General features: G+C 73.3%; 17 protein-coding genes. 13 read left to right on the top strand and 4 right to left on the bottom strand.

Annotated features, from left to right (window positions below; translation table 11 throughout):
- The first annotated feature begins 4 nt into the window (after positions 1 to 4).
- The 12 genes from IEY37_RS16475 (at position 5) to IEY37_RS16420 (ending at position 16,343) form a co-directional block, all read left to right on the top strand.
- Entirely contained in the window at positions 5 to 796 is a 792-nt protein-coding gene (locus IEY37_RS16475) for an alpha/beta fold hydrolase (RefSeq protein ID WP_188943480.1), read from the top strand.
- A 79-nt stretch (positions 797 to 875) separates the two neighbouring features.
- Entirely contained in the window at positions 876 to 1,643 is a 768-nt protein-coding gene (locus IEY37_RS16470) for an SDR family oxidoreductase (RefSeq protein WP_188943478.1), read from the top strand.
- A 289-nt stretch (positions 1,644 to 1,932) separates the two neighbouring features.
- Positions 1,933 to 2,883: a 1-phosphofructokinase family hexose kinase gene (locus IEY37_RS16465; RefSeq protein WP_229674525.1), complete on the top strand. Its 951-nt coding sequence runs from the start codon at positions 1,933 to 1,935 to the stop codon at positions 2,881 to 2,883.
- The gene (locus IEY37_RS16460) at positions 2,880 to 3,878 is read left to right on the top strand and encodes a LacI family DNA-binding transcriptional regulator (protein ID WP_188943474.1); all 999 of its coding nucleotides are present in this window, start codon (positions 2,880 to 2,882) and stop codon (positions 3,876 to 3,878) included. Before IEY37_RS16465 ends, IEY37_RS16460 begins: the two co-directional genes overlap by 4 nt.
- A 22-nt stretch (positions 3,879 to 3,900) precedes the next feature.
- Positions 3,901 to 4,986, top strand: a complete 1,086-nt coding sequence (locus tag IEY37_RS16455) for a class I mannose-6-phosphate isomerase (protein WP_188943472.1) — start codon at positions 3,901 to 3,903, stop codon at positions 4,984 to 4,986.
- Positions 4,983 to 6,473 (top strand): FGGY-family carbohydrate kinase, encoded by a 1,491-nt coding sequence (locus tag IEY37_RS16450; protein WP_188943470.1) that lies wholly within the window; start codon positions 4,983 to 4,985, stop codon positions 6,471 to 6,473. Before IEY37_RS16455 ends, IEY37_RS16450 begins: the two co-directional genes overlap by 4 nt.
- Positions 6,470 to 7,393 carry a hypothetical protein gene (locus IEY37_RS16445; protein WP_188943468.1) on the top strand — a complete coding sequence of 308 codons (924 nt, stop codon included), beginning with the start codon at positions 6,470 to 6,472 and terminating at the stop codon, positions 7,391 to 7,393. The genes IEY37_RS16450 and IEY37_RS16445 overlap by 4 nt, the downstream gene beginning before the upstream one ends.
- Positions 7,390 to 8,160, top strand: coding sequence for an ATP-binding cassette domain-containing protein (locus IEY37_RS16440; RefSeq protein WP_188943467.1), 771 nt, complete (start codon positions 7,390 to 7,392; stop codon positions 8,158 to 8,160). The genes IEY37_RS16445 and IEY37_RS16440 overlap by 4 nt, the downstream gene beginning before the upstream one ends.
- Positions 8,157 to 9,230, top strand: a complete 1,074-nt coding sequence (locus IEY37_RS16435) for an ABC transporter permease (RefSeq protein ID WP_229674524.1) — start codon at positions 8,157 to 8,159, stop codon at positions 9,228 to 9,230. The genes IEY37_RS16440 and IEY37_RS16435 overlap by 4 nt, the downstream gene beginning before the upstream one ends.
- 11 nt (positions 9,231 to 9,241) lie before the next feature.
- Positions 9,242 to 10,375: an ABC transporter substrate-binding protein gene (locus tag IEY37_RS16430; RefSeq protein ID WP_188943465.1), complete on the top strand. Its 1,134-nt coding sequence runs from the start codon at positions 9,242 to 9,244 to the stop codon at positions 10,373 to 10,375.
- A gap of 215 nt (positions 10,376 to 10,590) precedes the next feature.
- Positions 10,591 to 15,645 (top strand): LamG-like jellyroll fold domain-containing protein, encoded by a 5,055-nt coding sequence (locus IEY37_RS16425; protein ID WP_188943463.1) that lies wholly within the window; start codon positions 10,591 to 10,593, stop codon positions 15,643 to 15,645.
- Entirely contained in the window at positions 15,642 to 16,343 is a 702-nt protein-coding gene (locus IEY37_RS16420; RefSeq protein ID WP_188943461.1) for a hypothetical protein, read from the top strand. The genes IEY37_RS16425 and IEY37_RS16420 overlap by 4 nt, the downstream gene beginning before the upstream one ends.
- A gap of 122 nt (positions 16,344 to 16,465) precedes the next feature.
- Here IEY37_RS16420 and IEY37_RS16415 read toward each other — a convergent pair whose 3' ends face one another.
- On the bottom strand, positions 16,466 to 17,884 hold the full coding sequence (locus IEY37_RS16415) for a polysaccharide deacetylase family protein (protein ID WP_188943460.1): 1,419 nt from the start codon (positions 17,882 to 17,884) through the stop codon (positions 16,466 to 16,468).
- Positions 17,885 to 18,290: 406 nt separating this feature from the next.
- Between IEY37_RS16415 and IEY37_RS16410 the strand changes: the two genes are divergently transcribed.
- The gene (locus tag IEY37_RS16410; protein WP_229674523.1) at positions 18,291 to 19,085 is read left to right on the top strand and encodes a CPBP family intramembrane glutamic endopeptidase; all 795 of its coding nucleotides are present in this window, start codon (positions 18,291 to 18,293) and stop codon (positions 19,083 to 19,085) included.
- Between the two features lie 55 nt (positions 19,086 to 19,140).
- On the opposite strand, the gene IEY37_RS16405 is transcribed toward IEY37_RS16410, so the two are convergent.
- From IEY37_RS16405 to IEY37_RS16395, 3 genes are all read right to left on the bottom strand, one after another.
- Positions 19,141 to 20,085, bottom strand: a complete 945-nt coding sequence (locus IEY37_RS16405) for a DUF5926 family protein (RefSeq protein WP_229674522.1) — start codon at positions 20,083 to 20,085, stop codon at positions 19,141 to 19,143.
- 69 nt (positions 20,086 to 20,154) lie between these two features.
- Positions 20,155 to 21,183 (bottom strand): DUF4328 domain-containing protein, encoded by a 1,029-nt coding sequence (locus IEY37_RS16400; RefSeq protein ID WP_188943459.1) that lies wholly within the window; start codon positions 21,181 to 21,183, stop codon positions 20,155 to 20,157.
- A gap of 343 nt (positions 21,184 to 21,526) precedes the next feature.
- A complete protein-coding gene (locus IEY37_RS16395; RefSeq protein ID WP_188943458.1) occupies positions 21,527 to 21,871 on the bottom strand; it encodes a rhodanese-like domain-containing protein in 345 nt (114 codons plus the stop codon).
- Positions 21,872 to 21,884: the final 13 nt, after the last annotated feature.

Here is a 21,884-nt window from a genome sequence, read left to right as displayed (position 1 = left end):
GACAATGGACACGACCGCCGAAGGGCTGGCCCATCGCCGGGTCGGTACCGGGCCGCAGCCGCTGCTGCTGCTGCACGGGCTGGGCGGCGACCACCGCCAGCCGCTCGTCCTGCTGGACGACCGGCTGTCCCGCCGGTGCACCGCGGTGGCCCCGGACCTGCGGGCGCACGGCGCCACGACGCTCGACGACGGCCCGTTGCACCTGGACTTCCGCACGCTGGCCGGTGACATCGCGAGGCTGGTGGCAGGTCTCGACGTTCCGGCCGGCGACGGCTGGACCGTGGTGGGCATCTCGCTCGGCGCCGCCGTCACCGCCCAGCTCCTGGCCGACGGCGCGATGCCGATCCGGCGGGCCGTGCTGGTCCGGCCCGCGTGGCCCTGGGAACCGGCACCGGAAAACCTGTCGGTGTTCCCCCGGATCGCCGATCTGCTCACCGCACACGGTCCCGAGGAGGGCCTCCGCCGGTTCCGCGACCACCCGGCCCGCGCTGCCGTGCAGGCCGTGTCGCCCGCAGCGGCGCAGGCGCTGACCGGACAGTTCACCGCCCCGGACGCAGCGCGGCGGGCCGCCCGGCTGCGCTGCCTGCCGGCCGTGGCCCCGGCCCGGCCCGGCGGACCAGTCCCACCCACCCTGGTCGTCGGCAGCCCGCAGGACCCGGTCCACCCGGTGGCGATCGCCCAGCGCGTCGCGGCGGACCTGGACGCCGAGCACCTCGAGGTGGCGCCCCGGTACGACGCCCCGGAACGGCACGCCCGCGAGGTCACGGCGGCGCTGCACGCCGTCCTCGGGACCTGACACCGCAGCGGCGACGTCGACCGGACCGGACGGCAGCCGGAGCCGCACCCCACGAGTCGCACCACCAGGAGGACCGACCGTGCTCCTCACCGGCAGGACCGCGCTGATCAGCGGTGGTGGCAGCGGCATCGGCGCGGCCACCGCGACACTGCTGGCCGCCCAGGGCGCCCGCGTCGTCGTCGCGGACCGCACCGTCAAGGCCGCCACCCCGGTCGCCGCGTCGATCGGTGGCGACGCCGGCGCCGCCGCGCTCGACGTCCGCGACACCGGCGCCCTGCGAACGGGTGTCGCGGACATCGCCGGCCGCGTCGGCCGGATCGACATCCTGGTCGCCGCTGCCGGCGTCTTCAGCCTGCAGCCCTTCGCCGAGGTGACGGAGGCCGAGTACGACCGCACCTTCGCGGTCAACTGCAAGGGCATGTTCTTCCTGCTGCAGGCCGTCGCGGAGGTGATGGTCCGGCAGGGCGGCGGCACCGTGGTCACCGTGGCCTCGCAGGCCGGTCGCCGCGGCGAGCCGCTGTCCAGCGTGTACGCCGCGACCAAGGCGGCGGTCATCAGCTTCACCCGGTCCGCGGCCCTGGACCTGATCCGCGCCGGGATCCGGGTGAACGCGGTCGCCCCGGGCATCGTCCGGACGCCGATGTGGGACCAGGTCGACGGCGCGTACGCCGCCCACCTCGGCCTGCCGCCGGGCGCGTACACCGACCGGGTCCGGCAGGCCGTCCCGGTGGGCCGGCTGGCCGATCCCGTCGAGGTGGCCCAGGTCATCGCGTTCCTGGCCGGTCCGCACAGCAGCTACGTCATCGGCGAGACCGTCGACGTGACCGGCGCCGACCCGGCCTCCTGACCGCGAGGATCCCGTCCGCCCGGGACGCCGGAGCGGCGCCCGGACCGGCCGGACGGCACGGCAGCGCCGGGTCACCGGCGAGGCCGCCGGCGCGATCCGATCGTGACCGAAGTGAGCCCCGTCACGGGTTGACAACGCTGTCAGCCCCAGGCAGAGTGACGGAACCGACGTCCGACGGCACGGCGATCCCCCGACGTGCCCAGTGGCCCGGCGGGCGACGCGATATCTGCGGACGTCCGTGACAACGCTGTCAGCGGCTCGCCGGCCGCGGAACCCCGGAGGGCTCTCGGTGCTGATCGCCACGCCCAACATCTGCCTCGACATCACCGTGCGCGTGCCGCGACTGGTGCCCGGGGCAGTGTTGCGGGCCACCGGCACCGAGACCACGGCCGGTGGCAAGGGCGTCAACGTCGCCAGGGCCGCCCGCGCGCACGGTGTGGCCGGCGTGCTCACCGGCTTCCTGCCGCGGGAGGACGGCGACCGCTTCGCCACCCTGCTCGGTCGCGAGGGCACCGCGTTCCTGCCGGTACCCGTGGACGGCGTCCTCCGGGTCGTCACCATCTTCCTGCCGGACGACGGGCAGGTGACCGTCGTGAACGGCCGCGGGCCGGAGATCGACGCCGCGCACTGGTCCCGCTTCGTGGACGGCGTCCGCGCCGCCCTCGCCGGCCAGGACGTGCTGGTGTGCTCCGGCTCGCTGCCCCCGGGCGTGCCGGTGGAGGCCTACGGCGAGCTGACCCGGCTCGGGCACGAGGCCGGTGTCCCGGTCGTCGTCGACGGTGCCCCGCCGGTGCTGCGGGCCGCCCTGCCGACCGGCCCGGACCTGGTGTCCCCCAACCTGTCCGAGGCCGAAGGCATGCTCTTCGGTCGGGTGGACGAGGACGTCAACGAGACCGGCGACGACGTGCCGGACCGGGCCGTCACCGCCGCACGCGAGCTGCGCCGGGCCGGAGCCGTCCGCGCCGTGGTGACCGCCGGCGGGTCCGGCGCCGCGCTGGCCACGGCCGACGGCGTCTGGTGGCTACCCTCCCCCACCGTCCACCTGGTCAGCCCCATCGGCGCCGGGGACAGCTTCGCCGCCGGCGCCGGCATCGCCCTGGCCCGCGGCGACGCCGACGTCGACGTGGTCCGGCTGGGCATGGCGACGGCGTCCGCCTCCTGCGAGACGGCGGTGGCCGGCATCCTGGACGGTGCCCGCGCCCTCGAGCTGTTCGAGCAGATCGAGGCGGAACCGCGGTGACGCCCCGGGCGACCGTGTACGACGTCGCCCGCGCGGCCGGCGTGTCGATCAAGACCGTGTCGCGGGTGGTGAACGGCTCGGACGAGGTCAGCAAGGAGACCCGGGAGCGGGTGATGACGGCCGTCGCCGACCTGGACTACGTCCGCAATCCCATCGCGCGGTCGCTGCGCACAGGCAGCAGCGACACCATCGGCGTGGTCGTCGACTCCATCGCCGACCCGTTCTTCGCCAGCCTGGTCTCGGTCGTCGAGCAGCTGGCGCTGGCGCAGGACGTGAGCGTGCTGATCGCATCCACCGGGCGCTCGGTGAGCCGGGAGAAGGGGCAGGTGCTCCGGCTGCTGCAGCAGAACGTGGGTGCGCTGCTGCTGGCCCCCAACGGCCACGACCACCGCTACCTGCTCGACGCCGCCCCCGGCATGCCGATCGTGCTGGTGGACCGCGGCTGGGAGCTGCCGGGCTTCGACACCGTCGGCGTCGAGGACGAGGACGGCGGACTGCGGGCGACCCGGCACCTGCTGGCCCACGGCCACCGGCGCATTGCCTTTCTCGGCGAGTCGCCGGAGCTGACGACGATCGTGCACCGGCAGCAGGGTTACCTGCGGGCCCTGGCCGAGGCCGGCCTCGCACCCGCGCCCGAGCTGGTGCGCACCGACTGCTCGGTGGCCGCAGCGGCCGCCGAGGCGACCGAGCAGCTGCTGCGGCTGCCGCAGCCGCCGACGGCGATCTTCTCCTCGAACCCGCGCGCTAGCCTTGGGGTGGTCTCGGCGCTGCACCGGGCGGATCGACTCGACGTCGCCCTCGTCAGCTTCGGTGACTTCGACCTGGCCGACGCTCTGCGACCCGCGGTGACCGTCGTCGACCAGGACCCGGGTCCGCTCGCCCAGGCAGCGGCCGTGCGCGTGCTCGCCCGGATGCGCGGCCAGCGCCTGCCCCCGGAGGACATCGTGCTGCCACTCCAGCTCGTCGAACGCGGCTCGGGGGAGCTCCGGCCGTGACCACGCCCAGAACGGAACAGAGATGAACCAGGTGCCGGTGGTGCTGCCACCGAATGTCATCGACCACTTCTACGCCGGCGGCGGCAACATCGAACGGCTGCGCGGTTTCACCTCCCCGACGCCGGCCGACGGTGTGCTCCGCCGCCCGGAGGAGTGGCTGGCGGCCACCACCCATCGGTTCGGCGAGGACGGGTTGGGGCTGAGCCGGCTCCCGGACGGGCGGCTGCTGCGCGACGCGGTCGCCGCCGACCCGCAGTCGTGGCTCGGCGTGCCGGCCGACGCGGCCGCAGCGCTCCCGGCCGGCGACACCGGGCTGCTGGTCAAGCTGCTCGACGCCGGCCAGCGGCTGCCGGTGCACGTCCACCCGGACCGCGCCTTCGCCCGGTCGCACCTGGACTGCCCCTACGGCAAGACGGAGTCCTGGTTCGTGCTCGGCACCACGGGCGAGGAGCCCTCGGTGTGGTTGGGTTTCACCGAGGACGTGGAACCGGACGAGCTGCAACGGCGGGTGGACGCCCAGGACTCCGCGTGGATGCTCAGCCGCATGCACCGCGTGCGGGTCCGTCCCGGCGACGGCATCCTGCTCCCCGCCGGCACGGTGCACGCCATCGGCGAGGGCGTGTTCGTGGCCGAGCTGCAGGAGCCCAGCGACTGGTCGATCCTGCTGGAGTGGTCGGTCACCACGGCCACTCTCGATGAATCGCACCTGGGACTGGGCTTCCCGCGGGTGATGGGTGCGGTGAACCACCGCGCCATGTCGGCCGACCAGGTGGCCGCCCTCGTGGTGCACACCGACCCGGACACCGTGGCGGACACCCCGGTGCCGCTGCTGCCGGCCGCCGCCGACCCGTTCTTCCGGCTGCAGCTGTGCGCCCCGGACGGCGGAGCGCTGCCTTCGGTGGACGCCGGCTTCGCGGTCGTCGTGGTGCTCGCCGGTGCCGGCCGCCTCACCGGCAGCGACGGTCCCGTCGACGTCGCCGCCGGCCAGGTGCTCGCCGTCCCGCACGCGTTCGGCGACTGGACGGTGTCCGGCGAGGTGCGGCTGCTGGCCTGCCGTCCCGGCGCCGGCTGGCCGGAAACCCTGTCCACGCAGGACGGTCCGCGGTGACCCGGGACATCCTGCTCGGCGTCGACGTGGGGACCAGCGACTCCAAGGTGCTGGTGACCACCCGCGACGGCCAGGAGGTGACGTCCGTCGCGACACCCACCCGGTGGCGCACCCACGCCGGCGCACTGACCGACACCGAGCCGCAGACCCTGGTGGACGACGTCGTGGCGTTGCTCCGCCGGGCCGTCGAGGCAGGTGCCGACGCGCTGGGGCCGGTCCGCGTGGCGGGCATCGCGGTGACCGGCATGGCCGAGGCCGGCGTCCTGCTGGACGGCCCGACCCGCGGCGCCCGCCCGCTGCACCCGGTCATCGCCTGGTTCGACCCGCGCGGCGAGGACGAGGTGCGCCGGCTGCCTGAAGAGCTCGTCACCCGGTTCCAGGGCACCACCGGCCTGCCGCTCTCGCCGCTGGCGACCATCGCCAAGCTGGCCTGGATGCGGGTCCAGGGCACGGATCTGGCCGGCTGCCGCTGGTTGAACGTGCCGGAGTACCTGGTGCACCGGCTCGGCGGGCAGATGGCCACCGAGATGTCGCTGCTGGCCAGGACCGGCCTGCTGGACCAGGACACCGAGCGGCTGTGGCCGGTCGCGCTGGATGCCCTCGGCGCGACCGCCGACCTCCTGCCGCCCGCCGCCCGGGCCGGGGTGTGCTGGGGCGTCGCGGGCGGGGACGACGTCCCCGCGGAGCTGCACGGCGCCGCCCTCACGGTGGCCGGCCACGACCACCCGGTGGCGGCCGTCGGCTGCGGCGTCGTCGGCCCGGAGGAGGTCTTCGACTCCTTCGGCACCGCCGAGGCGCTGGTCCGCACGGTCTCCACACCGCTGGCCCGGGACGCCCGGGAGCGGCTGGCGCAGGCCAACATCAACTCCGTGCACCACGTGCTGGAGGGTCGCCGGCTGCTGCTCGCCGGCACCAAGGCCGGGTTGCTGATGCGCCGCACGCTGCAGCTGCTCGGCGCCGCGGAACCGGCCGCGCGGGCCCGGCTGGACGAGGCCGCGGTGGCCGCGGACTCCATCCCGCGCCCCGACGGTGTGCGCGTCACCGGTGCCGACAACAGCGACGGTGCCCTGCGGGTCGTGGTGGACGCCGACGGCGTCGACCCGACTGCGCTGTGGCTGGCCACGCTCGCGCACGGCGTCGACGAGGCCGGCCTGGCGCTGGCCCGCATGGAGTCGGAGGTGGGGCCGGCCAGCGGCGCCACCGTCGCCGGCGGCTGGACGCGTATGCAGTCCGTCCGCCGGGCCAAGGAACGTTCCCTGCCCGACGTGCGGTTCTCCGACCGCACCCAGGCAGGGGCCTTCGGAGCGGCGATGTTCGCCGCCTTCGCAGCCGAACAGTCCGAACGCGGCGTCCGGGTCCCCGACGACGCGACCGCCGGACGGGGCGGGGTCCCGCTCGACCTCCCCGGTCCCAGTCAGCAGTACGCCGCCGTGTTCACCCGAGGTGCCCACCGCACCGCCGCCCCCCTGGAGGAGATCCCCGTATGAGTCCCGAGAAGACCGGCCTGTCCGCCATCGCCACCACCGACGAGACATTCGCCATCGTCGCCATGGACCAGCGCAACACCCTCAAGCGCATGTACGCCGCGGTCGGCATCGCCGATGCGACGCCCGAGGAGCTGACGGAGATCAAGGCGGACACCGTCCAGTCGCTGAGCCCGAGCGCCTCCGCCTTCCTGCTCGACCCGACCTACGGCGTGCCGGCGCTGGCCGAGCTGCCCGACCTGCCGGGGGGCTCGTCGTTCGGCGTGCTGGTCGCCGCCGAGCCGTCGGACCGCGGGACGTTCAACGGCGAGCCGCGGACCCACCGCGACCCGGCGCTGAACGCCGAGTGGGTGCGCCGCCAGGGCGGCCACGCGGTCAAGTTCCTGGTCCAGCTGCGCGCGGACCGCAGGCCCGGCGCGGGCGAGCCGGACATCTCCGCGGAGGTGCTCGAGGTGGTCCGGGAGGTCGTCGAGGACTGCCGGGCCGCCGGGATCCCATCGGTCATCGAGAACCTGATCTACCCGCTGGCGGGCGAGCAGCCCCCGACGCCGCAGCAGCGTGCCGACCGGATCATCGAAGCGGCCATCGCCCTCGACGAGCTGCGTCCCGACCTGATCAAGCTGGAGTACCCGGGCGACGCGGCGTCCTGCCGCCGGCTGGCCGAGTCGCTGCACGTGCCCTGGGCCGTGCTGTCCGCGGGCGTCGGCTTCGACCAGTTCGCCGACGCGCTGCGGATCTCCTGCGACGAGGGTGGCACCAGCGGCTTCATCGCCGGACGATCCATCTGGAAGGAAGCGGTCGGCATGGGCCGCGAGGAGCGGCGCGCGTTCCTGTCGGAGACCGGACGCCGCCGGCTCGACGATCTCGTCAAGGTCATCGACGGCCGCGCGCGGCCCTACACAGAGGTGGTGGCGAACGCATGACCCCGATCCTGGAAGCAAGAGGGCTCTCCCGCGCCTTCGGTCACGTCCAGGCGCTGGACAACTCGGATTTCGACGTCAACGCCGGCGAGGTGGTCGCTCTCATCGGCGACAACGGCGCCGGGAAGTCGACGATGGTGAAGGCGTTGTCGGGCAACCTCCAGCTGGACTCCGGGGAGATCCTCTTCGAGGGCAAACCGGTCCACATGACCTCGACGCAACAGGTTGCGGCGATGGGCATCGAGGTGGTCTACCAGGATCTGGCGCTGGCGCCGCACCTGGACCCGGCCGAGAACGTCTTCCTGGGCCGGGAGATACCGGCCAAGGGCATCGCCGGATGGCTGGGCTTCATGGACAACAAGCAGATGCGGCGCAAGGCGCGGGCCAGCTTCGACGAGCTGGGCGCCACCGTCCGGTCGATGACCTCGCCGGTGGGCTCGATGTCCGGTGGCCAGCGGCAGGGCATCGCCATCGCCCGGGCGATCGCCTGGGCGAGCAAGGTGGTGTTTCTCGACGAACCCACAGCCGCCCTGGGCGTGGTGCAGACCAAGAACGTCCTGGAGACCATCAAGAAGGTCCGCGACAGAGGAGTCGCCGTGGTTCTGATCTCGCACTCCATGCCCGCCGTGCTGGAGGTGGCCGACCGGGTCCAGGTCATGCGGCTGGGCCGGCGCATCGCCACCTACACCGCGGCCGACACCTCGGTGGAGCAGCTGGTCGGTGCGATGACCGGCGCGCTGGAGGTTTCCGACGGGCGGGATGCCGCGTGAGCACCCTCGAGACCACCGACACCGGCCAGCCGGTCGACCGGCAGGAGACCGGCGAGTCCTGGATCAAGAAGATGACCGGCGCGCAGTCGGTCTGGATCCTCGGCGTGCTCGTCGTGATCATCGTGTTCTTCGCGATCACCGGTGGCCGCAACTTCTTCTCGGCCAGCAACTTCCTGCAGATCTCCCAGAACCTCGCTGTCCTCGCGGTCCTCGGCGTCGGCGTGACGTTCGTGATCATCACGTCAGGCATCGACCTGTCGATCGGGTCGGTGCTGACGTTCTCCTCGGTCATCGCCGCCAAGGTCATGGAGGCCATGGGCGGTCAGGGGTGGGGAACAGCGCTGGTCGGCCTGCTCGTCGCCATCGTGAGCGGCGGGGCGTGGGGCTGGGTCAACGGCTTCCTGGTCGCGAAGGCCAAGGTGCCTGCGCTGATCGTGACCCTCGGAAGCCTCTCGGTCGCACTGGGTCTCGCCCAGGTGATCACCGGCGGCATCGACATCCGTGCAGTGCCGACTGCTCTTGCGGATTTCGCCGCGTATGACAAGATCCTCGGCATACCCGGTCTCGCGTTCGTCGCGCTGATCGTCGTGATCGTCGGCGGGATCGTGCTGCACCGAACGCGGTTCGGCCGGTACACCTTCGCGGTCGGGTCCAACGAGGAGGCGGCACGGCGGGTCGGCGTCAAGGTCGACCGGCAGCTCATCTACATCTACCTGATGACCGGCGCGCTCGCCGGGCTCGGTGCCACCATGTACCTCGCCCAGTTCACCACGACGACGATCGCCGGCAACACGCTCACCAACCTGAACGTGATCGCCGCGGTGGTCATCGGCGGGACCTCGATCTTCGGCGGGGAGGGCTCGATGTTCGGTACCGTCGTCGGTCTGTTCATCCCCGCCGTGCTGCAGACCGGCTTCGTCATCATCGGTGTCGAGCCGTTCTGGCAGGGCGTGGCGGTGGGCATCGTCCTCGTCGCCGCCGTCTACGTCGACCAGACCCGCCGCGCCGCGGCGCTGCGGGGTGCACGCAAGAACCGAAGGGCCGCCAGGTCGGCGGCCACAGCCAAGTGAAGGGAATTGCAATGAAGCGATCCGTGCTTGCGACGACCGCGGGAGGCGCCGTGCTGGCGATGCTCGCGGTCGCCGGGTGTTCGTCGTCGAAGCCGGCGGACGCCGTGTCCTCCGCAACCTCGGCGGCCGGTTCGGTGGTGTCGTCCGCGACCTCCGCGGCCGGTTCCGTGGTGTCCTCGATCACCGACTCGAGCTCGTCCTCGGGCATGGCCACGTCCGGGTCGGCCTCGTCGGGATCCTCCTCGCCCAGCATCGTCGCGCCGACCAAGGCGTCGAAGAACTACAAGATCGCCTTCATCCAGGGCGTGCAGGGTGACGAGTTCTACATCACCATGCAGTGCGGCATCGAGGCCGAGGCCAAGCGGCTCGGCGTCACGGTGACCACCCAGGGCCCCAAGCAGTTCGACCCGACCCTGCAGCGGCCGATCCTGGACTCCGTCGTGCAGACCAAGCCGGACGCCATCCTGATCGCCCCGACGGACGTCCAGGCGCTCCAGCAGCCGCTCGCCGACGCCGCCAAGTCCGGCATCAAGATCGTGTTGGTGGACACGACCACACAGGATCCCTCGTTCGCGGTGTCCCAGGTCTCGTCCGACAACGTCGGCGGCGGCGCCGCGGCGTTCAAGGCGATCCAGGAGCTGTCGCCCAACGGCGGCAAGGTGATGGTCGAGTCCGTCAACCCCGGCATCTCCACCACCGACCAGCGCAACGAGGGCTTCCAGAACGCGGTCAAGGCCGACTCGAAGTTCACCTCCGTCGGCGTCCAGTACTCCAAGGACGACCCGGCCACGGCGACCCAGCAGGTCGCGGCGCAACTGCAGAAGGACCCCGACCTGGTCGGCGTCTTCGGCGCCAACCTGTTCGCCGCCGAGGGTGCCGCCACCGCCGTCCGGCAGTCCGGGAAGACCAACCAGGTCAAGATCGTCGGCTTCGACGCCGGCCCCGGCCAGGTCAAGGACCTCAAGGGCGGCATCGTGCAGGCCCTTGTCGCCCAGCAGCCCGGACAGATCGGCACCTACGGCCTGGACCAGGCTGTCGCCGCGCTCGACGGCGGGCAGGTGACCCCGAAGATCCAGACGGGCTTCACCATCCTGACCAAGGACAACGTCGACAGCTCGGGCGCCGCCTACAAGGCGTCCTGCTGACCCAGCTGCCCGGGTAGCACGCCCGGGTAACGCACCACCCGCACGACGGCCCCGGTCCGACAGGACCGGGGCCGTCGTCGTATCCGGGACCGGCCGACGGGCTCGACCGGCGGAACTCACCCAGCAGCAGCAACCGGACATCGGGTCCCACCCTTCCGAACCGCTCGTTCGGCGCATACAGTCGCCACGTCCTCGACGGTGATGGAGAGTGTCGGATGGCCCGCGTGCGCACCGTGCTGGATCCGCCGACCACGGTCCCCGGTCTGCTCCCCCGGGTCTCCCGCAGCGCGCTCGGCATCCGGACCGTCCGCGCCGGCCGGCAGTTCGGCGCCGGCCGCACCCGCGGTGCGGTCCTCGAGTTCCTCGACACCGACGCCCGCGGTCCCGTCCCCGCGCCGCGCTGGGCCTCCGGGGTGTCGTCCGACGCGGCCACCTTCGAGGTGTGGATCCGCACCACCGCCCGGAGCCCGCAGGTCCTGCTGGCCGGGGTCCAGGGCGGCGCCGGGAGTCCGGAACTCGGTGTCGACCACGACCGGCTGTGGGTCCGGTGGGACACCGGATCCCGCCGCGGCACGTGGCGGTCGGCCGACACCGCGCCGATCACCGACGGGCAGTGGCACCACGTCGCCGTGGCCTTCTCCCGGGGCACCGTCACCGCCTTCAAGGACGGCATCGCCACGGCGGACCGCTGGACCGTCGACGGTGTGCGCCGCGCGGGCGGCCGACTCGTGCTGGGCGCCGGACGGACCGGTGGGGCCGGCTTCGTCGGGCAGCTCTACGGGGCCCGGGTGTGGTCGACCGCACGCAGCGCCGATCACCTCGCGAACCAGCGCTGGACGGTGCTCCCGCGGGGCACCGCCGGCCTCACCGCCGACGTCCGTTTCGATGGGCGCCGCGACCGGATCGTCGACGCGGTGGGCGGCGGGACCGCCCGCCCGGTCGCCGCTGGCGTGACGACGACGGACCTGCCCGGGCCGACGCTCGCGTACGCCTTCGACGGCACCTCGTCCGTCCGCTTCCCCGGGGTGGCGTCGCAGACCTCGTCGGCACTGACCGTGGAGGCGTGGATACGGATCCCCGCTGCGGCCGCCGGAACCCGCCGGTCGATCCTGTCCTGGCAGGGCTCCTCCGGCACCGCCCGCTTCGAGTACCTGGGCGGCGGGCGACTGGGTCTGCACTGGCCGGGCTCGGGCGCACCGGAGGACCTGGTCTCGGCCGACGCCGCCGTCCTCGCCGACGGCTCCTGGCACCACGTGGCACTCGTCCTCGACCACGGGTACGCCCGCTTCTTCAAGGACGGCCGGCTCACCGCCGACCGGCCACCGCGGATCGGCGATCGGCGGACAGCGTCCACCCTCGTCCTGGGATCGGCCGACGGGCCGGCGCAGGGCTTCCTCGGGGACCTGGCGGACGTGCGGGTCTGGCGGGCGGCCCGGTCCTCGGTCGAGATCGACTCGCTGCGCTACATCCGGCTGTCCGGCGCGGAGCCGGATCTGGTGTTCCTGTCGAACCTCTCCGACGCCGACCCCGCGACGCTGACGTCGTTCCGACCGCGCAACCAGGTCTCCCCCCACCAGATCGGTCGCACCAGCACGGACCGCATGGTCGGCGTGGCAGATCCGCCGGCCGCGCCCGCGCCCACCCGGTCGTGGACGTACGCCATCCGGCATCCTCCGTGCGGGCCGGTCACCGGCTCCGGATCCGTCTTCGGGGTCAGCGAGCCGACGGGCGACGGCCCGACCTACGGCACCCTGCAGTCCATCGACCCCGAGACCGGTGCGCTGCACTGGAGCTACGACCTCTACACGGGCGTCGAACTCGTCGAACCGTTGGTGGCGCCGGCCCTGACCGTCTCCGACGGCGTGGTCTACGTCGGCGTGAACTCGTTCTCGGACAGACAGTCCGCCTACCTCCAGGCCGTCGACGCAGCGACCGGGACGGCCGCCTGGCCCGCCCCGGTGGAGCTGACCTCGTATTCCTGCGTGCTGACCAACCCGGTGGTGGCGGACGGGACGGTGTTCCTCGGGGTCGGCGACGGACCCGGTGGTCATGTCGGCGTCGCCGTCGTCGACGTGGCGACCGGGGCGGTGCGGATCGCCGAGCTGCCGACCGGGTCGTTCCTCAGCGACCCGGTGATCGACGGGACCAACGTCTACCTCGGGATGTCCCTGTCCGGTGGACCCGGTGAGGACGCTTTCCTCGTCCTGGCGTGCGACTACCAGCAGACCGGGACGCTGGGCGGTGGCACCACCATCTTCAGCAGCGACACCGGTTCCCGCGCCCAGCTCGTCCTCGGCGAGGGACGGCTCTACCTGCACCTGGACGGCACCGTCTACGCCACCGCCGCGGGCGAGCAGGACGACGGTCCGATCTGGACGCAACCGATCGCGGATCCGGGGACGTCGCAGCCCTACCAGCCGGTGCTCATCGGGTCCACGCTGTACGTGGCCGACGCGGGCGGCACGATCCACGCACTGGACTCGGCGACCGGGGACCCGCTGTGGACCGTCTCCGCGCAGTCCCCGATCGTCACGGACCTGGCCAACGAGGAAGGGATCCTGTACTTCGCCACCCAGGGCGACGGCCAGGACGTCGCGCCGGCCATGTGGGCGGTGGACACGCTCAGCCAGGGCGCCGACGCGGTGAGCATGGTGCTGCCGGTGGACACCGTGCAGTTCGTCCCCGGCGGGCTGCTGAACGGCAACGTCTACTTCGCCGCCGGCGACGACCTCTACGCCGCCAACCTCTCGAACCTGGTGCGCGAGTTCGGCGTCAGCACGAAGCTGATCGTCGAGAACTACGACACCTCCGGCATCACCCGGGCCGACGGGGAGCCGACCGGGTCGGACACGTCGTACCGGGTGACGATCTCGGTGACGGACGACACCGGCATGGTCCGCACCCAGCAGCCGGTGAAGGTGTGGGCCTCGGCAACCGTCTCGGTCACCAATCAGGGGTCGACGCCGGTGACGCTGGGGCCGGATGCGCCGGTGTGGATGCAGACCGACGGCACAGGCCGGCTGACGTTGGCGGTCAGCGCCTTCGACAACGGCTCGGCCACCACCGGCAATCCCAACCTGGCGTGCCCGGCGATCCTGCTGTGGGCCAACTTCCTGCCCCAGGGCACCGCCGTCGTCGTCCATCCCGACCACGAGTCGCTGACCGACCTGTCCACCGTGCAGGGCACGACTCCGACGACGACGGGCCGGGCCCGGCCGCTCGGCGCGACCCCGTCGCCGCTGTACCTGGACGCCGCCCAGGGCTACGACGGCAAACCGCTCATCCTGGCGCAGTACCGCGACGCTGCCTCGTTGCAGGCCATCGCGTCCACCATCTCGAACACCGTCGGCAGCGTGAGCGGGTCGACCGGCGGCGCCAGCTCGCAGGTCGCCGGCCGATCCCGCACGTACGTCCGGGCCGGCGCGCTGCCCAACGTCCGGTTCGCCCAGGACGATTCGCTGCCGACCACCCGGCCCTACGCTCCGGGGAGCACGGCGGTGTTCACCGCCGACCTGTCGGGCGGCAGCTACTCGTACCAGCCGGGCGTCTACGACAGCGGCCCGCCCGCGGGCGCCGCAGCACCGAGAACGGAGAGCGTCTTCTCCGACATCGGCGACTTCGTCGACCATGTCGTCAAGGGCGCGGAGTCGGTCGTCAAGCTGGCCTGGCAGTGGACCGGGTCCGAGGTCGAGACCGTCATCCACACCGCGGAGAACACGTACGACCTGGTCATCGCCACCCTCGAGGACGCCGTCACCGCGGTGGCCGGATTCCTCAAGTCGGTCGTCGACGACGTGACCCGGGTCATCCAGTGGTTGTCGGCGGTGTTCGACTGGGGCAACATCATCGCCAACCACGACTACCTGAAGAAGGCCCTGACCAACCCCGGCGATGCCGACAACCCTGGTATCACCGACCTTCTCGGCACCTGGCTGGGTACCGAAGCGAGCGGCACCAGCACCGACACCAGCGACGTCCTGACGGCGATCGGCGGCAAGGGGGCCGGCGCGGTGGGTGCCGCGGGGACCTCCACCGCCGGGCAGACGGTCGGGTCGACAGCCGGCAACGGCACGAACGACCCGACGACCGTCTACAACACCGGCGGGGGCAACAACGCCAACCAGTGCACGTGGATGAACCAGAAGGTCACCGAGAACTCGTCGTCGGGGTCGGTGAGCACCGGTGGCACCACCGGGTCGACGATCACCGGCGCCCTGACCACCTATCTCGACAGCCTGGCCACCACGCTGGCCGACGACTTCGCGGACCTGCCCGGCGACATCACCGTAGCCTTCACCCAGCTGCTGGACAGCTTCAAGGATCCGAGCACGCTGCTGAGCACGGGACTGCCGGCGATCCTCACGGTGTTCTCCGACGTCGCCGACGACATGATCGCCTTCGGCAAGGGTTTCGCCGCCGACACGCTGACCTTCCTGGAAGCGGTGCTGGCAGCGGTGGTCGAGACCCTCGGCCGGACGATCACCATCCCGTTCGTCTCGGACCTGTACCAGATGATCACCGGCAACTCGTTGAGCATCCTGGACCTGCTGTGCCTGCTCGCCGCGGTGCCCGGCACGATCCTGCTGGAGGCGATCACCGGCTCCCCCACGGTGCCCGCGTCGACCGCCACGCCGGCGGCCGCGCGCCGGGCGGGCGAGGCCGACGGCGCCGCGGATGCCGGAATCGTGCTGGCCGGTCTGGCCGGTTGGGCGCTGGGCGAGGCCGGCGACGCGCTGGACATCTTCACCCTCGACTTCCAGGCCGCCGCCCCCTCCTGGTTCGTCCCGCCGCCGCCGAACCCCCTGTCCACCTTCTACGGATCCCTCGACCTGGGAACGGATTTCGCGTCCTGGGCGTTCTACGCGGCCGCCGGCGCAGGACTGGCCACCACCTCGGGGACGCCGTGGCAGGCGCAGGACTACGTCTTCCAGTGCCTGGCCCTGCTGCCCCAGGCGATCAACTTCGGGGCCACCCTCGCCGACGTGAACACCGGTGAGCTGCAGTGCTTCCGGGACGTGCTCTGGGGGTGCGTGCAGCTCGTGACGTCCACGGTGTGGGCGTTGGTCTGGCCGGACACCTACCTCGACGCGCCGGGCGGCCCGGGCCTGACGCTGATCGCCAACCTGTTCGGTGCCGCGCAGGGGATCTCCGAGATCCTGTTCCTGCTGCTCGGCCCGTGGGAGTGGCTCCCGGTGGAGACGGCGGTCAAGTTCCTGCTGTACACCGTCGGCAATTCGCTGTCCCTGCTGGCCCTGGACGTGGTGTCGTGAGCCTGCGGACGGCCGGCCCGGTGCTGTCCCGGCGGCAGGCGATCGCCGCCGGCGGGCTCGCCGGACTCGCCGTGGCCGCTCCGGTCGCGCTGCCGCGCCGGGCCGACGCCGCGCCGGCGGCCACACCGCTGGGCGCCCTGCCGAGGCTGTACGGGACGCCGACCGCCATCGCTCGGGGCGCCGCGCAGCAGGTCTGGACCAGGGAGCCGGACGGGACGGTCGTGACCTGGGACCGCCGGCGGGGCCTGTGGACCGTGGACCGGCAGCGGTGGGCGACGGTGCTGACCTACGGCACGGCCCATCTCCTCCGGTGGTCCCGCCCGTCCGGGGTGGAGCTGGTGGTGGTGCTGGGGACCGCGCCGCAGCCGCCCGGTCCGTCGACCGCTCCGACCAGCACGGCGCCGTCGACGGGGACGACCTCCCCGGGCAGCACGCCCCCGACGACGACCCGGGCGCCGACCTCGACGGTCCGGACCACTGCCGTGCGGACCACTGCAGCGCCGACGGCGCCGGGAGGATCCGGCAGGTCGCTGCCGCCGTCCGCGCAGTCGCCCCAGCTCGCCGACACCGGCGTCGACATCGGTCCGCTGGCCGTGGCCGGCGGCGTGCTCGTCGCCGTGGGCGGTGTGCTGCAGGCGGTCCGCAGCCGCGCGGTGCGGGTGGGGCGCCGCGAGCGCGACAGCCGACCGCCGCCCTGACCGTCGACACTGCGCAGGCCGCCGTGTGTGCCGCCACCCGGAAATGCGAACGGCCCCGGTCCCATCGGGACCGGGGCCGTTCGTGCGTCGGCGGGTCGGGTCGGCGCCGGGCCGACCAGCGGTCACTGACCGGGCGGGCCGACCTCCGGGTCCTGGGCCTGCAGCTGCGCCAGCCGGGCCGGGTCCTGGACGTCCATCCAGGCGATCAGGTCGCGGAAGGGCACGCAGTAGGTGTCCGGCTTGCCGCAGTTGGCCAGCACGAAGTTGGCGATCGCGTCGGAGTAGGCGTTGTTGTTCCAGGCGTTGAAGTGGTTCCCCAGGATCAGCGGCGCCCGGTTGCCGTTGAAGGTGGCGTCGTACATGTCCTGGTAGGTCGCCTGCACCTGCTCCGAGTCGGCCTTGGACTGCGCCGGCGAGACGGTCTTGGCGCCCTCCTGGGAGTACCAGAAGTTGTAGTCCATGGTGATCTGGAAGTGGTTCTTGCGCTCGCTGGCGTCGACCGGCGAGGTGTCCGGCAGCGTGCCGTGGATCGGGAACTCGGCCATCCCGATCTGCCAGATCTTGTTCTCCTTGGACTGCACCGGCCAGGAGATGCCGTGCTTGGTGAAGCTGCTGTCGTAGGTCATGCCGTGCGCCTTGAGCGCCGGGAACAGGTCCTCGGCGTGCCCCTCCAGGCACGGGGTGCGCTCGCCCTTGATCTCGCTCGGGTTCAGGTTCAGCTTCTTGGTGATGCCGTTGTTGGCGTCGACGTTCTTCACCAGCGAGAAGAACTGGTCCAGCTCGTTGTTCCAGTCGGCGGTGTTCCAGTCGTTGCCACCGGGCGGGTTGTCCGAGCAGAAGTGCCCGTTGAAGTGCGAGCCGATCTCGTCGCCGCGGGCGAGCGCCTCGTTCAGGTCGTCGATCTCGACGGGCAGGTCGGTCGGGCTGTTCCAGCTGATCGACGACTTGCCGACGCCGTGCCCCGGACCGGCGTACTTGTCCTTGGTCTGGTCGGACAGCATGTAGGTGCCGGACAGGAAGCCGGTGAAGTGGAACGGCACCTTGTCCTGGATGGACCGCCAGTACTCCCACTTCTCGTGCCAGCCGACGCCGTCGAAGCTGACGACGATGAACTGCGGCGGCTTCTGGCCGGGCTTGAGCTTGGTCGGCGTGAAACCGTCCGGCAGGGTGCCCGGTCCGCCGCTGCCCGAGGTCTTCGTGGTGGAACCCGTGGTGCCCGACGCGCCGGTCGACCCGGACGTGGACGTCGTGCTGCCCGCGCCGCCGGAGGAGCTGGACGACCCCGACGACGACGATGACGACGACGACCCGGACGACGAGGCGGCGGACGACCCTGCCGACGAGGACCCCGACGACCCCGAGCCGGTCGACCCCGCGGTCCCCGGGACCGTGACATTCACCGTCGACGTCACCACCGCGCCGGAGTCACCGCCTCCGCAGGCCGTGGCCAGCAGCACCGACGTCAGGACGGCGCCCGCCGCCGCCGTCCGTGTCCTGGTCCGCCTGCGGATCGTCGTCGACCGGGTCCTGGCCTGCACCATCGTCTCCTCGTTCGTCCCTCGTCGTCGCCGGGCGCATGCCGTCCCGACCGCTCGCGTCGGCTCGCGTCCCGTCCCGCGCCGGTCCCGACGCCCGCGGACGGTCCCGCGGAACGCACGTCCAGGGGACGGCGCACGGTGGACAGGACGTCCGGCCGGGCGTCCGGGTTGCCGGCCGCTCACCCGCAATCCCCCGCGGGCCGACGACCAGTGTGGACCACCGGTGATCGGATCTCGGTGAACCGCACCCGCGATCCCGCCACGGCGGGCCCACCGCCGGCACACCCGATCCCCACCGGATGCCCATCCGGCCGGTCCTACGCTGGCACCGGCTGTGCACGCCGGCGCCGGTGCAGCATCCCGGTGGGGCGCCACCGAGGTCCCGCGCCGCGACCGTGGGAGGCACCGGGTGAGCACCGCACCGACCGTCGAGCTGCAGCCCCGCCGGGACACCGCCGCGTCGGTCCGCACCGAGATCGTCCTGGTCTTCCTGGTCAGCCTCGGGTTCTCCGGGCTCACCTCGCTGGTGTCGCTCATCGAGACGCAGATCAAGGCCGCGCGGGCGCAGATCGGGCTGTCGCAGGTCCAGGTCGCGGTCGCGGCGCCGCGGTCCAGCGTCGACGTCATCGACCTGGTCCGGCAGCTGCTGGTCGTCGTGCAGCAGCTGGCGTGGGCGTCCCTGGGCATCTACCTGCTCTGGCGGGCCGGGGTCGACCTGTCCGCCCGGCTGGGGCTGAACCTGCGGCGGCCGTGGCGCGACCTGGCGGCCGGTGTCGGGCTGGCCGCCGTCATCGGCATCCCCGGCCTGTTCCTGTACCTGCTCGCCCGGTCCCTCGACCTGTCGCTGACCGTCGTGGGCTCCAGCCTCACCGACACCTGGTGGCGGCTGCCGGTGTCCGTGCTGCTGGCCGTGGGCAACGGCCTGCTCGAGGAACTGCTCGTCGTCGGGTACCTGCTGACCCGGCTGGAACACCTGCGCGTCCGGCCGTGGGTCGCGATCCTGCTGGCCGCCCTGCTCCGCGGCAGCTACCACCTCTACCAGGGCTACGGCGGGTTCGTCGGCAACGCCCTGATGGGGCTCGTCTTCGGCTACGTGTTCCTGCGCTGGCGACGCATCTGGCCGCTGGTGGTGGCCCACTCGCTGATCGACATCGTCGTGTTCGTCGGCTACCCCCTGCTGCACGGGCACGTCAGCTGGCTGTGACGGCAGCATCGCCCGCCGGCGGGGGCGCCCGGAACGCCCGCCGCGACGGCGGGTGTCAGCGCAGGGTGAACTGCCGGCCGAGGATGCCGTCCCGCGCCCGGCGCTGGTCGGCGGTCAACGGCTCGTCCACCGCCAGCGCCTCCTGCAGCCGCTCGTCGAACGCCACCGCCGGACCGTCCCACTCGCTCGGGTGCGCCTCGCGGTCCAGGTCCCAGACGGGGACGAGCCGCCCGTGGGCCCGGAACGAGCCGACGTACCGGGACCCCTCGCCGAGGTCGAGCCGGTCCGCGGCGGCCAGCCGGGCCAGCGCCGACATCAGTGGCTGCTCGTCCTCGGCGCGCACCCACCGCAGGTGTGCCTTCTCACCCGCGTCGACCCAGTAGGCGCCGGGCCGGCCGGCCACCCGCGCCGTGGGCATGATCGCGGTGTTGGCCCGCTCCAGGGACAGCGCGACCTCGCTGCCCTCCTCCGGCGCCTCCTCGAGCCACCAGCCGAAGTCGTCGTGGACCGTGACGTCGAGCGGCTCGTCGACCACGACGTCGCCCCACCGGTTGCCGGTGGACGGCCGGCCCACCGCGGTCAGCACGCTCGACGGCTCGGCGGCCAGCGCCCACTCGAGCGCCGCGGCCAGGTCGCGCGACAGGTCGCCGGAGTGGGTCTGCACCTGCAGGCCGAGCAGCACCGAGCCGTCGGCGCGGGTGAGCGCCGCGGCGGCACCGGGCAGCACCGTCGCCAGGGTCACCGTGGGGGCGTCGGGAGCGGCGTCGCGGAGGGTCAGCGGCGCGGTGGCCGACGGCACGAACTCGCGCAGCGCGATCAACTCGGTCTCCGCCTCGAGACCGGCGAACGGGCGGGCGACGATCATCTCGGCGGCGTCGGCGGAGCCGTGGCAGGCCTTGTACCGGCGGCCCGACCCGCACGGGCAGGGTCGGCGGGGGTTCTCCAGCACCGACGTCCCGGTGGAGCCGCCGCCGACCTGCGTTCTCGCCTTCCTCGCCACGAGCGTCACGGTAGCCGACGCGAGCGGGGCCCCCGTCCGGGTCGGCCGCCGGGCCGGGCGGCCGACCCGTCACGCGCCGGTGCTGCCGGCGACCACCGGCTCCGCCTCGGCGCGACCGCGCTCGCTGGTCGGCGCGGGCGGCGCCACCTGCCAGCGCGCCAGGCGGCGGGGCGTCCGCTCGTCGAGCCGCGTCGCGAACCGGGTGGCCACGACCGCGGTCAGGGCGGCGACCACCGCCGCGACCACGTCGACCGCGACGTGCAGTTCCACCGTGTCCGCGACGGCCTGCAGCGAGCCGCCGAACGCGCGGCCCAGCGTCACCACCACCAGGACCGCGTCGACGATCCAGGCCACCCACCACCCGGTGACCCAGCGCGAGGTGCGCACCGGCACCGTCGCGTCCGCTCGACCGTCGGCGGCCGCGTCCTCCGCGCCGTCCCGGCCGTCCGCGTCCTGGCTGTCCCCCGCTCCGGCGCCTTCGGCGTCCCGCCCTCCGGGCGCGGCGAGCGTGCGGTCGATCTCAGCCAGCACCTGGCCGGCGCCGTAGAGGTTCCACACCGGGACGACCAGCCGGGCGAGCACGGCCGCGGGCCGCCGTGCCGGGCCGCGGCCGCGGCGGCGGGCGGCCGCCGCGTGGGCCTGCACCAGCGCGGGGACGAGCAGCAGCACGGTCACCACCGCCAGCAGCAGGGCCGTCCAGCCAGCGGCGACGACCAGGGCATCGCTGACCGCGACCGGCGTGCCCGGCAGGACCTCCCGCCGTCCGCGGAGCAGCAGGACGTACCGCCACACCTCCGCGCCCGCGGCCAGCACCGCGACCCCGGCGCACAAGCCGGCGGCCAGCGCGCCGGCGCGCAGCCGTCCTTCCGGGTGCACAGCCGACCCGCGCGCCGGCCGCTCCCCCGGCAGCGCCTGCCACACCAGCGCAGGGAACCCCCACTCGGGTGGCCGGTCCCCGTACGACGGCGGTCCCTGGTAGGGCCGCGCGCGGGGCACGCGTCGCGCCGGCGGCGTCCCGGGCGGCGGCGTCGCGCGCCACCGCCGGGCCGGCGCCGGCGGGACGCCGATCGGGGACCGGACGCCCGCGGCGCCGGGCACGCCCGCCACCGGGTACGGGACCGGGCCCGGGTACGTGCCGGGGTACGCAGGTGCCGGGCCGTACCCGGGTCCCGGGTACGGGGCCGGGCCCGGGTACGTGCCGGGGTACGCAGGTGCCGGGGCGTACCGGGGTCCCGGGTACGGCGCAGGTCCCGGGTAGTGGGGCAAGGAGGGCGCGGGACCCGGGTACGGCCCCGGCGCAGCCTCGCCCAGCGGGTACCCGCAGTGGACGCACGAGGCGACCCCCGCGGCCGGTGGCGGCACGACGCGGCCGCAGCGACGGCACACCACGGGGACGGCCGCCGGCCGGCCGGCGCTTGGCTGGGTCACGGAGCCTGCGGGGTCAGCGGATCGACGGTGTGGTGCCCTCGGGCCCGTCCGCCACGAGCGGCCGGCCGGCCGCAGCCCAGGCGGTCATCCCGCCGGCCACGTTGACCGCGTCCCAGCCGTTCCCGTTGAGGTACTCGGTGACCCGGGCGGACCGGCCGCCGCTGCGGCACACCACGTACACCGGTGAGCCGTCGGGCACCTCGTCCAGCCGGCCGGCCAGCTCGGTCATCGGCAGGTGCACCGCGCCGGGTGCGTGGCCGGCGACCCACTCGTCGTCCTCGCGGACGTCCAGCAGGACGGCATCGGCCGGTAGGTGGGCGACATCGGTCTCCGGCAGCCCGGACGGTGAGGAGGTCACCCCCGCATCCTCC

Origin of the sequence: Nakamurella endophytica, from assembly GCF_014646215.1 — a bacterium.
GTDB classification, from domain to species: domain Bacteria; phylum Actinomycetota; class Actinomycetes; order Mycobacteriales; family Nakamurellaceae; genus Nakamurella; species Nakamurella endophytica.
Note: the sequence above shows the minus strand (reverse complement) of the source record. Positions and strands in the feature narration are given on the sequence as shown.